Raw genomic sequence first — 14,375 nt, 5'->3', positions numbered from 1 at the left:
GTGACAGATATATCTCACCCGCACCTTTACCGCATCGGCCTGATGCACAACGGGATACCAGTATGGGGTCTTTCAGACGTTTTCTGCGGTGGCAGCGTTACCCGCTGCATATCCATATTGCCTGGTTGTTCATCTTGCTGATCCTGGCGTATGCACTGGTCAACAACTGGTACAACGATCGTCAGAGCCGCCGCATGCTGCTCAGCTCGTCACAAACCCTGTTCAACCAGATTGGCGCCCGCACCGGCGATACCGTGTCGGGCCTGTATGCCAGCACCGGCCTGGCGGTGGACCTGCTGGCGCGGGAGAAACTTGCCCGCGCCCGCACGCTTGATGAACGCCTGCAAAGCCTGCCGTACCTGATCCAGATCCTGCGCGATCAAGCTGCCGTGACGGCCGCCTATGCCGGCTATGCCAATGGCGACTTCTTTTTGCTGCGGCGGATTCCGGACGAGCCCACCTTGCGCACGCCCTTGCACCCGCCGGTGGGCGCCACCTTGCTGGTGCAAAGCTTTGTCACCGGCAAGGGCAAATCGCAGGGCAAGTATCTGTATTTTGATGACCAGCTCAAGCTGATCGAAACCCGTGTGCGCGATGATTACCACTACGACCCGCGCACGCGTGACTGGTACAAGCGCGCCATTGCCGGTAGCGGCAGGGTAGTCACGCAACCGTATGTGTTCTTTACCACGCATGAGATCGGCACCACGTTCTCGCGCCGCAGCCTGGACCGCAACGCCGTGGTCGGCATGGATGTCACGCTGGCCGCGCTGAGCAGCATGCTGGCCGCCCAGCACGTCACCACCCACAGCGAAATGGCCCTGCTGGACCCGGATGGCCAGGTGCTGGCCTGGCACGACACCACGCGCGTGGTGCGCCCGGATCAGCGCGGTGGTTTCCGGCTGGCGCGGGTGCGTGACCTGGGCATTCCGGCGCTGACCACCATGATGGCGCACCCGGACACCTACAAGGGCAATACGGCCCCGATCGAACTGGGCGGCGCCACCTGGTACGGTTATCTGGCGCCGCTGGTGTTGCCGCAGGGCGATACGCTCTATCTGGCCGTGGCCGCGCCGGATGAAGAACTACTGGCCGATGCGCACCAGTTACGCAAAGAGACCGCGCTGATCTCGCTCTTGCTGTTGCTGATCACCGTGCCGGTGGCCATGTGGGTATCGCTGATCGCCTCGCGCCCGCTCAAGGCACTGATTGCCCAGGCGCGGGATATCCAGGCCATGCGCTTTGATTCGCCGGTAGTGGTCAATTCAGTGGTGCGGGAAATCCACGAACTGGCCGACGCCATGCGGCGCATGAAACAGACCATTGCCCAGTTCCGGGATATTGGCGATGCGCTGGCGGACGAGCGCGAATTCAGCCCGCTGATCCAGCGCATCCTGAACGAAGCGCTGCACATGGCCGAAGCGCGCGCGGCCATCATCTACCTGACCGAAACCGATGGCCACCTGACCGCTGAACAAGCCTGCCGTTCTGACCAGGAACCGGTGAACCCGGCCGCCTTGCCGGTGCTGATCCCGGAGCATGAAGTCCAGCATCCGGCCGTGATGGCCGACGCCACCGGCCAGACGCAGTCCGTGTGGCTGGAACCCTCTGAACTGAATGCCTGGTTTGGCGGCGTGCGGCATTTTGAACACGCCGCGGTGGTGGTGGCGATTCCGCTGATCAACCGCCAGGAAGAAACGGTGGGCGTGCTGACGCTGTTTATCGAGGCGGCCGAAGCATTGCGCGGCGGTCATCCCATGCTGGCCATGCTGGAGGCGGTCTCGGGCACGGCAGCGGTGGCAATCGAAACGCAACGGCTGATCAAGGAGCAACAGGCGCTGCTGGAATCGTTCATCCAGCTGGTGGCCGGCGCCATTGATGCCAAGAGCCCGTATACCGGCGGCCACTGCCAGCGCGTGCCGGAACTGACCAAAATGCTGGCCCGGGCCGCTTGCGAAACCGACGAAGGCCCGTACCGGCATTACTCGCTGACGACTGAGGAATGGGAAGCGCTGCACATCGGCGCATGGCTGCATGATTGCGGCAAGGTCACCACGCCGGAATACGTGGTCGACAAAGCCACCAAGCTGGAAACCATCTACGACCGCATTCATGAAATCCGCATGCGGTTTGAAGTGCTCAAGCGCGATGCCTGGATCGGTTACTGGCAAGGCGTGGCCGAAGGCGGCGACGCGCATGAACTGGCCGCCGTGCGTGAACAATTGCTGCATGAACTGGATGACGAATACCGCTTTGTGGCCCGCAGCAACGAGGGCGGCGAGGCCATGGCGCAAGCGGATATCGAACGCCTGTACGACATTGGCCGGCGCACCTGGCAACGCACGCTCGATGACCGCATCGGCATTTCCTACGAAGAGCAGCAGCGCAAAGGCCGCACGCCCGCGCCCATGCTGCCCGTCGCCATGCCCTTGCTGGCTGATTTGCCGGAGCACGTGATCTACCGCAACCCGCGTGACCAGCTTCCACAAGGTTTTGGCTTTGACATGAAGGTGCCGGAGTACCTCTACAACCGGGGCGAGTTGCATAACCTGTCGGTCAAGCGCGGCACACTGACGGAAGAAGAGCGCTACAAGATCAACGAGCACATCGTCCAGACCATTGTCATGCTGGAAAAGCTGCCGTTCCCGCGCCACCTCAGAAACGTGCCGGAAATCGCCGGTGGCCATCATGAGAAAATGGACGGCACCGGCTACCCGCGTCGTCTCAAGCGGGAGCAGATGAGCCCGCTGGCCCGCATGATGGCGATTGCCGACATCTTTGAAGCGCTGACCGCCGTGGATCGCCCCTACAAGCGCGGCAAGACGCTGACCGAGGCAATCAACATCATGGCGCGCATGCGGCGCGAACAGCACATTGATCCGGAGTTGTTTGAACTGTTCTTGCGTTCTGGCGTGTATCTGCAATACAGCGAACGCTACCTGCAGCCAGACCAGATCGACTCGGTGAATGTCGAGGCCGCGCTGGCTTGATCAGCGATCATGCCGCTTAATGACGGTATCATCGAGCGGCGCGCCTTGTTCCGCGCAGGCGGCAATGCTGCCGTGCGGCCCGGCAATGTGATAACCGTTCTTCTTGAGCCAGGTATCGTTGTAATAAGAATGGGCGTATCGATCACCGCTATCGCACAGCAAGGTGACAATCGAGCCGCCGGTGCCCGCCGCCCGCATGGCCTGCGCCAGTTGCAGTACGGCCACGAACTGGCAGCCGGTGGAACCGCCGACGCGCCGGCCCAGCTTGCCCGCCAGCCAGCGCGTGGCCGCAATCGACAGCACATCGGGCACCTTGAACATGGTATCGATCACATCGGGCATGAACGACGCCTCGACCCGCGGCCGGCCAATGCCTTCAATCCTGGAGCCGCAATCGAGCGTGTGATCGCGCCGGCCACTGACAAATGCATCAAAAAACACGCTGTTTTCCGGATCGGCGCAGGCAATGCCTGTGGCATGGCGGCGATAGCGCACATAGCGCCCCAGCGTGGCGGAGGTCCCGCCCGTACCGCAACTGGCGACAATCCAGCTGGGCTCTGGATACCGCTCCAGCTTGAGCTGGCCAAAAATCGACTCGGCGATATTGTTGTTGGCGCGCCAGTCGGTGGCGCGTTCGGCATAGGTGAACTGATCCATGAAATGCCCGCCGGTCTGCGCGGCCAGTTGCTGCGAACGGGCCGCGATCTGCGTGGGGTCGGTGACCAGATCACATTTGCCGCCCTGAAATTCAATCGCAGCGATTTTGTCCGGGCTGGTCGTGGCCGGCATCACCGCAATAAATGGCAAACCCAGCAGCCGCGCAAAATAGGCCTCAGATACAGCCGTGGAGCCGCTGGATGCTTCAATCACCGGCTTGCCCGGGCTGAGCCAGCCGTTGGCCAGCGCATACAAAAACAATGAGCGCGCCAGCCGGTGCTTGAGGCTGCCGGTCGGATGGCTGGATTCATCTTTCAGATAAAAATCGATATCCGCAAAACCCGCCAGCTTGAGCGGAATCAGATGCGTATCGGCTGAGCGATTGAAGTCCGCTTCAATGATGCGGATGGCTTCGGCGGTCCATTGGCGTGCGCTTTGCATGGGGCGTATCAGCTTGCGATGATCAAATAGAGGGTTTGAGCATGGCAGCTAGCAGACCGCTGCGCCAAGGTTCAGCTTGGCGGGCGGTTGTGGGGCACAGTTTTATGCCGGCGGGATGGCTGGCGTCGCCGGGAGCGAACAACGGCAGGTATGGCAGGCGCTCAGAACAGGCTCTGCTGTCCGTCCGGCTTGCCGGTTACCGCAGCATCTATCGCATCATCGGCAAACCGCACGCGGATTTTGTCGCCGGCATGTAACTGGGCGGCCTGCTGGATCACCTGACCCTTGGGCGTTTCGACCAGCGCATAGCCCCGCGCCAGTACCGCGTTGGGGTTGAGTGCCTGCAACTGGCCGCGCAATTGCGCCAGTCTGGCCAGACGCTGATCCTGCGCGCGCGCGCTGGCGACGGCCAGCCGGCTGGCGGTATGGTTCAGCCGGTTACGGGCGGTATCCAGCGCCGGGCTGGCGTGGATAAGGCGCAAGCGCATCTGCGCCAGCGCCGACAACTTGCGGTCCAGTTGCCGGGCCGGGGCGGTGTTCAGGCGGACTGACAACATGGCCAGACGCTCGCGCTGGCGGGTCAGCGTATCGCCCGGGTGACGCAGCCGGCGGGCGAGGTTGTCCAGCTTTTGCATGCGCAATTGCAACTGGCGCTCAAACGCGCGTTGCAGATGGCGTTGTTGTTCGGCCAGGCGGCCCAGCCACTCGGCGCGATTGGGGCTGGCCAGTTCGGCCGCGGCGGTTGGCGTTGCGGCGCGTACGTCGGCCACAAAATCGCTGATGGTAAAATCGGTCTCGTGACCGACACCGCTGACCACCGGGATGGCGCAGGCGGCAATGGCGCGGGCGACGACTTCTTCGTTGAACGCCCACAAGTCTTCCAGACTCCCCCCGCCGCGACACACGACCAGGGTATCGACCTCATTGCGCTCGGCCGCCTTGTTGATGGCGGCGGCGATCTCTGCGCCCGCACCGGCACCCTGCACGGCGCAAGGGTAGAGGATGACCGGCAAGCCCGGCATGCGGCGGCCCAGCGTGGTCAGCACGTCGCGCAGGGCGGCGGCCTTGGGCGAGGTGACAATCCCGATGGCGCGGGGGAAGGTCGGCAGCGTCTGCTTGCGGGCGGCGTCGAACAAACCTTCGGCGTTCAGCCGGGCCTTGAGTTTCTCAAACGCTTCAAACAGCGCGCCCAGCCCGGCCGGGCGCATGGCTTCGACCGTCAGTTGATAGTCACCGCGCGCTTCATACAGCGTGACCACCGCGCGGATTTCCACGCTCATTCCTTCCTTGGGCTGAAAGTCCAGCAGGCCGGCGCGGTTACGGAACATGACACAGCGCACCTGTGCATTCTTGTCTTTCAGGCTGAAATAGCAGTGGCCGGAATCGTAACGTTTGAAATTGGAAATCTCCCCGCTCACCCACAAAACCGGCAGGCTGCCTTCCAGTAATTCGCGTACCGTGCGGTTCAGGTCAGACACGGTCAAAACAGCGTTTGAAATACTTGACAAGTTGGAGAACATGCGCGGGAAAACCCAAAATAATCCACAAAAGCCATACTGCTCAAGGCATAGCGGCGATTTCGCGGGTTGTAGTTGATGTAGTGTTCGTAACTGATTGATTTTTATCAGTTATGGTAAAACGCCCAATTTGCAGGCAACTTGTCTGCAATCCTTTGCAGACAGGCATTTAGGGTATATCGGGGCAGGTTGTTCACAAAGTTATCCACAGCTTGTGTGGGTAAGGCAAAAAAACCAAGGCGGGGCGGGGAGTTACCTGTATTCCTTCACCTGGAGTCAGCCTTTTCCGGCTCCGCCGACAGTGGTAGTCGGACAACTTTTATGCCGTGCGCGACAAGCCCGTTACAAATATGTAATCCGGGCGGTCACCTTGCGCGTTATTCTCCGTCCGTGTTTCGCATTTGCCCGCGCGGCAGTCCGGCCCTTCACGATCAGGGGCAATCCGGCTAAAGTTACGCGATTCACGGCAGCGTGCATACCCGTTCACACGACGGCCCGCTGTTCCAGTACCCCTAAAACGCACCACAGGAACCCTTATGCTGGAGATTATTCAAGCCGCTGGCTGGCCGATCTGGTTGATCATTGTTGCCTCCGTGGCGGCGCTGACCATCATCATTGAACGGCTGCTGACCCTGCGCAAGGGCGTGGTCCTGCCGGAAGGCATGCTGGCCCGCGTGGTGCAAGAACTGCGCGCCAGTGGCGTTAATGCCGACATGGTATCCAAACTGGCGGCGTCTTCCCCGCTGGGCAAGGTGCTGGCAGCCGGCCTGAAGAATGTAAAAAGCTCCCGCGAGATCATGAAAGAGTCGATCGAAGAAGTGGGCGGTGCCGTGGCGCATGATCTGGAGCGTTATCTGTCGGCGCTGGGCACCATTGCCGCCATCACCCCGCTGCTGGGTCTGTTCGGCACCGTGGTCGGCATGATCGAAATCTTCGGCGCGCAATCGCCGGCAACGGGTGCCAACCCGGCGGCACTGGCGCACGGTATCTCCGTGGCGCTGTACAACACAGCCTTCGGTATTATCGTGGCCGTGCCCAGCCTGTTGTTCTACCGCTACTTCCGTTCCCGCGTGGACGGCTACCTGGTTGAGATGGAACAACAAGCCATCAAGCTGGTGGAAGTCGTGCACGGTGAACGCCAACTCGGCACTTCCAAATAAGCAACGGGGCCGGACATGAATTTTCGACGTGGTCGCAAGCGGGAAGAACCGGAAATCAATTTCGTCCCGCTGATCGACGTGCTGCTGGTGATCCTGATCTTTGTCATGGCCACCACCACGTACTCCAAGTTTGCTGAACTGAAGATCAACCTGCCGACGGCCAATGCGGAAAAAACGCCGGATAACCAGCCGCAGGCAGTGAATGTGGCGGTCTCGGCCAACGGTCAGTACAGCATCAACAACGATCTGGTGACGTTTACCTCTCCGGATGACTTTGCGCTGCTGTTGCGCAAGGCTGCGGGTGGTAACCAGGACCCGATGATCGTGATCGATGCCGATGCCCAGTCCACGCACCAGAGTGTGGTCAATGTGATGGAAGCGGCGCGGGTAGCTGGCTACGGCAAGCTGACCTTTGCCACGCAGAACCAGCCGGGCAAGTAATGGCGCAGTCTGAAACAGGCTTTGCCAGACAACTGGTAGACGCTTGGTACAAACCCGGTCTTGATGGCCGGGTTTTGCTTTTGGTGCCATTGGCGTGGCTGTACCGGGCCATTACCGCTGTGCGGCGCGGCTTGTTCCGCCTTGGCCTGAAAAAGAGCGCCCGTCTGCCGGTGCCGACCATCGTCATTGGCAATATCACGGCCGGCGGCAGTGGCAAGACGCCGTTGACCATTTATCTGGCGCAGGCGTTACTGGCCGCCGGTTTCAAACCCGGCATCATCAGCCGCGGTTATGGCGGTGCTGCGCTGACAGCCACCCTGGTGACCGCCAGGAGTGATCCGGCCATGACGGGTGATGAACCCGTGCTGATGGCGCAAGCCACCGGCGTGCCGGTGATGGTCGGGCGTGATCGCGTCGCCGCCGGGCTGGCGCTGCTGGCGGCGCACCCGGACGTCAACGTGATCCTGTGCGATGACGGCCTGCAACACTACCGGCTGCAGCGCGATATCGAACTGTGCGTGATCGATGGCGCCCGCGGTCTGGGCAACGGCCAGTTGATCCCGGCCGGCCCCCTGCGGGAAGGGCGCGGCCGCTTGCGCCAGGTGGATGCCGTGATCGTCAACGGTGAGGGCACAACCGACTGGCACCCGCGCACCCACACCATGCAGTTGCAACCCGGGCCGATCTATCACCTGCAAGACCCCACCCGCACGGTTACGCCGGCAGCGCTGGCCGGACAAACCCTGCATGCCATGGCCGGGATCGGCAACCCGGCGCGCTTTTTTGCAACGCTTTCGGCGCTGGGTTTACACACGCAAAACCACGCGTTTGCTGACCATCAGCGCTATACCGCGGCCGATTTGCCGGCCGACGGGCTGATCATCACCACAGAAAAAGATGCGGTGAAACTGACCTCTTTGTCCGGGATTGCCCTTACGGATGATAGAATCCGGGTTTTGCCGGTACGCGCACAGCTTGATGACGGGCTGATGACGTGGCTGGCGGCAAGGATTCTAGAGGTTAGCAATGGACGCCAAGCTGCTTGAAATTCTGGTTTGCCCGCTGTGCAAGGGCCCGCTGGTTTTCGACAAAACCCGCCAGGAACTGATCTGCAAGGCAGATCGTCTGGGCTTTCCGATCCGTGACGGTATTCCCACCATGCTGGAAACCGAGGCGCGCGAGCTGCCGGCGGATGAGGAAATCAAGGCGTGAGCTATGTGGCGCTGATCCCGGCCCGGATGAAATCCACCCGGTTGCCGGACAAACCACTGGCCGATATCGCCGGTCAGCCCATGATTGTGCGCGTGGCCGAGCGCGTGGCGCTGTCTGGCGCCGTGCGCGTGGTGGTCGCAACGGATGATATCCGTATCCGCGAAGCCGTTGAAAAGGCTGGCTTTGAAGCCGTGATGACGCGGGCGGATCACCCATCGGGCACGGACCGGCTGGCAGAAGCCGCTGATCTGTTGCAATTGCCCGACACCGACGTGGTGATCAACGTGCAGGGCGATGAACCACTGATCGACCCCAAACTGCTGGATCACGTTGCCGGGCAATTGCTGGCCGATGCCGACTTGCCCATGTCGACCGCAGCGCATGTCATTGACGAAGCCGCCGACTTTTTTAACCCGAATGTGGTCAAGGTCGTGACCGATGCCCGCTCGCGCGCGCTGTACTTCAGCCGCGCGCCGATCGCCTGGGCACGTGACGCATTTGCCAAAGACACCGCCGTATTGCCAGAAGGCCTGGCGCCGTTGCGCCACATCGGTATCTACGGCTACCGCGCCGGTTTTCTGCGGGCCTACAGCCGTTTGCAGCCGTCGGCGCTGGAAGGCTGGGAGGCGCTGGAACAATTGAGGGTGCTATGGCATGGTTACGCCATCGGCGTGCATGTGGCTGCACATGCGCCAGCGCCAGGCGTTGATACCCCCGAAGATCTGGAACGCGTGCGCAAGCTTTACGCTGCGGGCGTGTAACATCAAGATTTCGTTGGCTTTTTTATCATTAATCATTTCAATAACGAAACCACAGGGACCGTACAATGAGGTTGATTCTGCTTGGCGCACCGGGTGCAGGTAAGGGCACTCAGGCCACTTTCATCAAAGAAAAATTCAACATTCCGCAAATCTCCACCGGCGATATGCTGCGTGCTGCCGTCAAGGCTGGCACCCCGCTGGGTCTGGAAGCCAAGGCCATCATGGATGCCGGCGGCCTGGTGCGTGATGACATCATCATCGGTCTCGTGAAAGAACGCATTACCGAGGCCGATTGCGCCAACGGTTTCCTGTTCGACGGTTTCCCGCGCACCATTCCGCAAGCGGAAGCCATGAAAGAAGCCGGCGTAACCATCGACTTCGTCGTTGAAATCGACGTGCCTGATTCGAGCATCATCGAGCGTATGGCTGGCCGCCGCGTCCACGTGGCGTCGGGCCGCACTTATCACGTCAAGTTCAACCCGCCCAAAGTGGAAGGCAAGGACGATGTGACCGGTGAAGAACTGATCCAGCGCGCTGACGACGAAGAAGAAACCGTCAAGAAGCGTCTGGCCGTGTACCACGAACAGACCGAAGTGCTGGTCGGTTACTACGGCAAGCAAGCGGCATCTGGCGACGCCACCGCACCGAAGTACGTCAAGGTGAACGGCGTGGGCGACGTGAACGCCATCCGAGACGGCATCTTCAAGGCACTGGGCGCCTGATCGGTTGATCCCGCCTTGCTTTGCAAAACAAAACCCCGCCTTGGCGGGGTTTTGTTTTTGGCGCAGGCCAGACGGACGGTTTATTCCAGAATACCCGGATCAAGGTGCGAGACATCGCCCCAGTTGATCATGCTGAAAGCGTGACCATCAAACGCAATCTGGTTGATGCTGGCGTTCAGCAGCGTATGGTCGCGCACTTTTTCCAGCCCCTGGCCGGTGGCCAGACGCCACGCGATATCCAGCACGCCGCCGTGGCAAACCACCAGTACCTGCTGGCCGGGGTGACGGTGGGCAATGCCACGCAAGACCCGGTCCACCCGGTCGGCAAACTGGCGGATGCTCTCGCCTTCGGGAATCTGGTAATCCACTTGCCGCGCCTTGATGGCGGACGAGGCCTCGGGTTGTTCTTCCGCGATTTCTGCGCGGGTCAGTCCTTCCAGAATGCCGTAGTTGCGTTCACGCAGTTCCGGGTCCAGCAACAGCGGCAGGCCCGTGAAACCGCTGGCAGGCTCGGCAGTTTGCCGGGCACGGCTCAGGTCGCTGACCCACAAGGCGCCAAAAGGCTGGCGTTGATGTTCGGCCCGGATGCGCACGCCCAGCATATCGGCCTGCTCCAGGCCGGTTTCGTTGAGCGGAATATCAGTGTGGCCTTGCATGCGGCCTGCGGCGTTCCAGGCGGTTTCGCCATGCCGGATCAGCCAGAGGGTGGTGGTCATGCCTTCTCCTTGGTGCTTGAAGGGTTTGAGCGTACCGCAAAAGGACAGAGGCCGCCCTCAGGCAGCCTCTGTTTTTTTGCACGCTAACCGGTATCCGGTTGAGTTTCTCTTTTGCGCCGTACGCTGTTTTTGTTGTTTACGGCCTTGTTTTGTAGATGTTTGCTGGTGTTGTCTGGCGACGCTTAGCGCGGCGTTACATTCACTTCAACCGGAATGCGGTCACCCGGTTGTTGCGGCAGGTTGGCGCTGAACTGGCGGCCCTTATAGTCATACGTCACGTGGTAACCGGTGACCTGGTCTTGCCAGGCATCGACCTGACGGCAGCGCTGTACTTGCTGGTTCTGTACCTGCGGCTGGCCGCTACCCACCTCATTACCGATCAGCGCGCCACCAATGGCGCCGGCCACGGTGGCGACATCTTTACCGCGACCACCGCCAACCTGATGGCCCAGCACACCGCCGGCCACGCCGCCGATGATACTGCCCACCACGCCACCGGCCTGGTTCTGGGTCTGGACTTGCTGGTTTTCAGTCCAGCATTCCTGGCGCGGGGTATTCACGCGCTGCACGATGGCGGTGGAGCTGACCACGCGTGCGTAATCGGGATAAGCATCTGCCATGGCAAACGTAGCGGACAGGGCAAGTGCGGCAGCGATCAGTGTTTTGAATTGTGTCTTCATGGTGTTCTCCTCATATGTCGCTATGACATGGTGATTAAAACGCATAAGACACGCGCAGGCTTACGACAAATTCACACTCTGACGCATTGTTACACGCGGACACACGCTTTGCGTGAAGGCCGTCACAACAATGCTTACGGTTAAATTCAGGAAACAGGAGGCGGCGGCAGGGTTTCAATGAACGAAGGGCGCTCGTTCAGGCGCACCTGCAATTTCAACAGGTTGGGGTGGGCGTTTTGCCAGTGCAGGTCAGCAAAGCGCAGATCCAGATAGGCCAGCAAGCAACCCACCGCAATGTCGGCCAGGGTAAAGCTGTCGCCCATGCACCATTTGCGCTCGCCCAGATCCAGCGCCAGTTGCGCCAGGCCGCGATCAATCCGGCCTTGCTCATGCGCCATGACGCCAGTGGATTGCTGTTCAGGCGGACGACGCTTTTCCCGCACGATCAGGATGGCGGCGTCCAGGATGCCATCACATAGCGCTTCCCAGCGTTTGACGTTGATGGCCTGACGCGCATCACCCGGAATCAGCTTGCCGACCGGAGAGATGTGATCCAGGTAATCCACGATCACGCTGGAGTCATACAAGGGCCGGTGATCGTCCAGCACCAGCGCGGGCACCTTGCCCAGCGGGTTGATGTCTTTGACCGGACTGTCCGGCGCGCCGGTCGTGACTTCAACCAGTTGCATCTCGATCCGTTTCTCGAGGCAAACAATCCGTACCTTGCGGCCGTACGGGCTGGTCAGGGAGGTATAAAGCTTCATGGCGGCGGGTGTCAGTCAAATCATGAACAGATCAAAATTGATTCTAGTTGCCAACACCGGTGACAGCCACCCCAGTTGCTCAGATAAGACAACAAAGGCGTTACCTGTCGGGGTAACGCCTTTGTGAGAACACCCGGGTTGGCGGCTAAGGGTGGTTTTCCGCCGCCAGCCGTTGCCGCAATTTGCGCCCAGCCAGATACACCGCGCCCGCTACCAGCGGCACCGCGCTGGCCATGACCAGCTCTGGGCTGATGGCGGCGCCCGCCACCTTCAGGCCCTTGGCCAGATACCCGATCAACGCCACTGCGTAATAGGTGATCGCGGCAATCGACAGCCCCTCCACCGTTTCCTGCAGCCGTAATTGCAAATGGGCACGCCGGTCCATCGAACTTAACAGCGCCTGGTTCTGCCGCTCTCTTGAGATATCCACCCGCGTACGCAGCAGGGCAGAGGCCCGGTTCACGCGTTCGGCCAGCGTGCGCTGACGCGCCGCGGCCGACTGGCAGGTATCCATGGCCGGCCGCAGGCGGCGCTCGGTGAACTCATGAAACGGCTGAATGCCCTGAATGCGCACCTCGCGCAGTTCTTCAATCCGCCGCTGTACGATGTCGTAATAGGCATGGGACGCCGAAAAACGGTAGTCCGTCATCGACAGCGCCCGTTCCACCCGCGCCGCCAGTTGCGTGAGGCGGTCCAGTACCTGCGGTTCATCGGCCAGCCGGGCTTCGGTCATGGCATTGGTCAACTCGGCCAGTTCACGATCGGCCTGCGCCAGTTCCGGCGCAATGCTCTTGGCCAGTGGCAACGCCAGAAAAGCCATCATGCGATAGGTGTCGATCTCGAACAGCCGCTGCAGCATGCGGCCGGCCTGGCGTTGCCCCATATGACGATCCACCAGCAAATAGCGCGAAAAGCCGTCACTGTGGATACGAAAATCAGTCAGCACGCGTGCCGCGCCTTCACCGATCTCTGAGCCAATCAAGTCCTGACCGGCAAAGAACAGCTGTGCGGCATCTGTCGTGCTCTCCGGCGCGTCATGCTCCGCCACCAGTGCAGCGTGCGCAGCCACCAGCACCTGGCCGGGCAACTGCTGCAACCAGCCCGCCGGCACGGTAGTCAGCGCGGGGCGTTCAAAGGGCTCGGCCACCCAGCCCGGCCGCGTAAAGGTGTAGGACGAGAATTCTGAATGCCGCGCCCATTTGATACGCATGACGCCGACATCCACCGAATAATGAATCTGCGTTTCGTCCGGCGTGGGCGCTTCGTACTCCGCGCACAACTGCGCAAGCAGACAATGCTCTTGCTCCAGCGAAAGATTACGGTTCAAAAAGGCGATATAGCTGATCTGACTGGGCGCACTGACCGGATCAAACGGCCGCGCATGCGCTTCTGCGGCCAGATCATGACGCAAAGGGTGGTCGACCAGCCGCAACGAAGAAGGGGCATCCAGCACGAGCATGGCGCGCTCCTGGTTGGTTCAGGAATGGCTTCATGATAGTTGCTGGAATCAATGATTGTTGCGTCGCAGCATGAGCGGCGATTTGTAGTGGAAATGGCGCAACTTCAAGGTCAACCTGCGCGGCTTGCGGTGACCTCAGTCCCGGAGATCTTCAAGCAGCAAGGCGTGGCAATGTTTCAAGCTCAGCTGAGGCGGCCCGTTCCAGATCATGATCCGTCTGCAGATTCATCCAGAATTGGGGGCTTGTGCCCAGCACGATGGCCAGGCGCAAAGCACTGTCGGCACTGATCGCACGCTTGCCCAGCACAATCTCGTTAACCCGGCGCGGCGGGACGCGCATGGCGCGGGCGAGCGCATTCTGACTGAGATTCATGGGGCGCAGGAATTCTTCCAGCAGGATTTCGCCCGGATGGATATTGGAGAGCCTGTCCATGAAGTGTCCTTAGTGATAGTCGACAATCCCGACATCAAACGCGTTGCCGTTATCCCACTGAAAACAGATGCGCCACTGATTGTTGATACGGATGCTGTACTGCCCCGATCGTTTTCCTTGCAGTGGCTCCAGCCTGTTTGCAGGCGGGATACGCAGATCGTCCAGCGTTAACGCCGCGTTGATCATGCGTAGTTTGCGGCGCGCCACGTTTTGTATTTCCAGCGGGAGTTTGCGGACCGGTTCGCCAGCCCAGATGGCAGCCGTTTCTTTGTTCCGGAAAGTCTGGATCGCCATTGTTTTACACTATAACGCGTAACGTTATATGACGCTACGCGTTATGGCGTGCCCGCGCGATCAGGCTGACCCTAAAACAAAAACGCCACGGCAGGCCGTGGCGTTTGGCAAAACGTGAACTGAAGCTG

At 60.7% G+C, this 14,375-nt stretch carries 15 protein-coding genes; 7 read left to right on the top strand and 8 right to left on the bottom strand.

Annotated features, from left to right (window positions below):
• Window positions 1-62: 62 nt before the first annotated feature.
• Entirely contained in the window at window positions 63-2,990 is a 2,928-nt protein-coding gene (locus IEX57_RS10215) for an HD domain-containing phosphohydrolase (RefSeq protein WP_188704226.1), read from the top strand.
• On the opposite strand, the gene IEX57_RS10210 is transcribed toward IEX57_RS10215, so the two are convergent.
• Together IEX57_RS10210 and xseA are read right to left on the bottom strand one after the other, a co-directional pair.
• Window positions 2,991-4,088: a PLP-dependent cysteine synthase family protein gene (locus tag IEX57_RS10210; RefSeq protein WP_188704225.1), complete on the bottom strand. Its 1,098-nt coding sequence runs from the start codon at window positions 4,086-4,088 to the stop codon at window positions 2,991-2,993. It abuts the gene before it with no gap.
• Between the two features lie 161 nt (window positions 4,089-4,249).
• Window positions 4,250-5,566 (bottom strand): exodeoxyribonuclease VII large subunit, encoded by a 1,317-nt coding sequence (xseA, locus tag IEX57_RS10205; protein ID WP_229708952.1) that lies wholly within the window; start codon window positions 5,564-5,566, stop codon window positions 4,250-4,252.
• 575 nt (window positions 5,567-6,141) lie between these two features.
• Between xseA and IEX57_RS10200 the strand changes: the two genes are divergently transcribed.
• The 6 genes from IEX57_RS10200 (at window position 6,142) to adk (ending at window position 9,901) form a co-directional block, all read left to right on the top strand.
• Window positions 6,142-6,765, top strand: coding sequence for a MotA/TolQ/ExbB proton channel family protein (locus IEX57_RS10200; RefSeq protein ID WP_188704223.1), 624 nt, complete (start codon window positions 6,142-6,144; stop codon window positions 6,763-6,765).
• A gap of 15 nt (window positions 6,766-6,780) precedes the next feature.
• Entirely contained in the window at window positions 6,781-7,206 is a 426-nt protein-coding gene (locus IEX57_RS10195) for an ExbD/TolR family protein (protein ID WP_188694827.1), read from the top strand.
• Window positions 7,206-8,252 (top strand): tetraacyldisaccharide 4'-kinase, encoded by a 1,047-nt coding sequence (gene lpxK, locus IEX57_RS10190; protein ID WP_188704222.1) that lies wholly within the window; start codon window positions 7,206-7,208, stop codon window positions 8,250-8,252. Before IEX57_RS10195 ends, lpxK begins: the two co-directional genes overlap by 1 nt.
• Window positions 8,233-8,418: a Trm112 family protein gene (locus IEX57_RS10185; RefSeq protein ID WP_184099711.1), complete on the top strand. Its 186-nt coding sequence runs from the start codon at window positions 8,233-8,235 to the stop codon at window positions 8,416-8,418. Before lpxK ends, IEX57_RS10185 begins: the two co-directional genes overlap by 20 nt.
• Window positions 8,415-9,179 carry a 3-deoxy-manno-octulosonate cytidylyltransferase gene (gene kdsB, locus IEX57_RS10180; protein ID WP_188704221.1) on the top strand — a complete coding sequence of 255 codons (765 nt, stop codon included), beginning with the start codon at window positions 8,415-8,417 and terminating at the stop codon, window positions 9,177-9,179. The genes IEX57_RS10185 and kdsB overlap by 4 nt, the downstream gene beginning before the upstream one ends.
• Before the next feature lie 65 nt (window positions 9,180-9,244).
• The gene (gene adk, locus IEX57_RS10175; protein ID WP_188704220.1) at window positions 9,245-9,901 is read left to right on the top strand and encodes an adenylate kinase; all 657 of its coding nucleotides are present in this window, start codon (window positions 9,245-9,247) and stop codon (window positions 9,899-9,901) included.
• Between the two features lie 80 nt (window positions 9,902-9,981).
• Here adk and IEX57_RS10170 read toward each other — a convergent pair whose 3' ends face one another.
• The 6 genes from IEX57_RS10170 to IEX57_RS10145 form a co-directional block, all read right to left on the bottom strand.
• A complete protein-coding gene (locus IEX57_RS10170) occupies window positions 9,982-10,617 on the bottom strand; it encodes a histidine phosphatase family protein (protein ID WP_188704219.1) in 636 nt (211 codons plus the stop codon).
• Window positions 10,618-10,799: 182 nt separating this feature from the next.
• On the bottom strand, window positions 10,800-11,297 hold the full coding sequence (locus IEX57_RS10165) for a glycine zipper 2TM domain-containing protein (protein WP_188704218.1): 498 nt from the start codon (window positions 11,295-11,297) through the stop codon (window positions 10,800-10,802).
• A 146-nt stretch (window positions 11,298-11,443) separates the two neighbouring features.
• Complete coding sequence (locus IEX57_RS10160; protein ID WP_188704217.1) at window positions 11,444-12,061, bottom strand: glutathione S-transferase N-terminal domain-containing protein; 618 nt, start codon at window positions 12,059-12,061, stop codon at window positions 11,444-11,446.
• A 145-nt stretch (window positions 12,062-12,206) separates the two neighbouring features.
• Complete coding sequence (locus tag IEX57_RS10155) at window positions 12,207-13,520, bottom strand: DUF3422 family protein (protein ID WP_188704216.1); 1,314 nt, start codon at window positions 13,518-13,520, stop codon at window positions 12,207-12,209.
• 151 nt (window positions 13,521-13,671) lie between these two features.
• A complete protein-coding gene (locus IEX57_RS10150; RefSeq protein ID WP_188704215.1) occupies window positions 13,672-13,953 on the bottom strand; it encodes a HigA family addiction module antitoxin in 282 nt (93 codons plus the stop codon).
• A gap of 9 nt (window positions 13,954-13,962) precedes the next feature.
• Window positions 13,963-14,247 carry a type II toxin-antitoxin system RelE/ParE family toxin gene (locus IEX57_RS10145; protein WP_188704214.1) on the bottom strand — a complete coding sequence of 95 codons (285 nt, stop codon included), beginning with the start codon at window positions 14,245-14,247 and terminating at the stop codon, window positions 13,963-13,965.
• Between the last annotated feature and the right edge of the window lie 128 nt (window positions 14,248-14,375).

The sequence above is a fragment of the Silvimonas iriomotensis genome (assembly GCF_014645535.1).
Classification (GTDB): domain Bacteria; phylum Pseudomonadota; class Gammaproteobacteria; order Burkholderiales; family Chitinibacteraceae; genus Silvimonas; species Silvimonas iriomotensis.
Note: the sequence above shows the minus strand (reverse complement) of the source record. Positions and strands in the feature narration are given on the sequence as shown.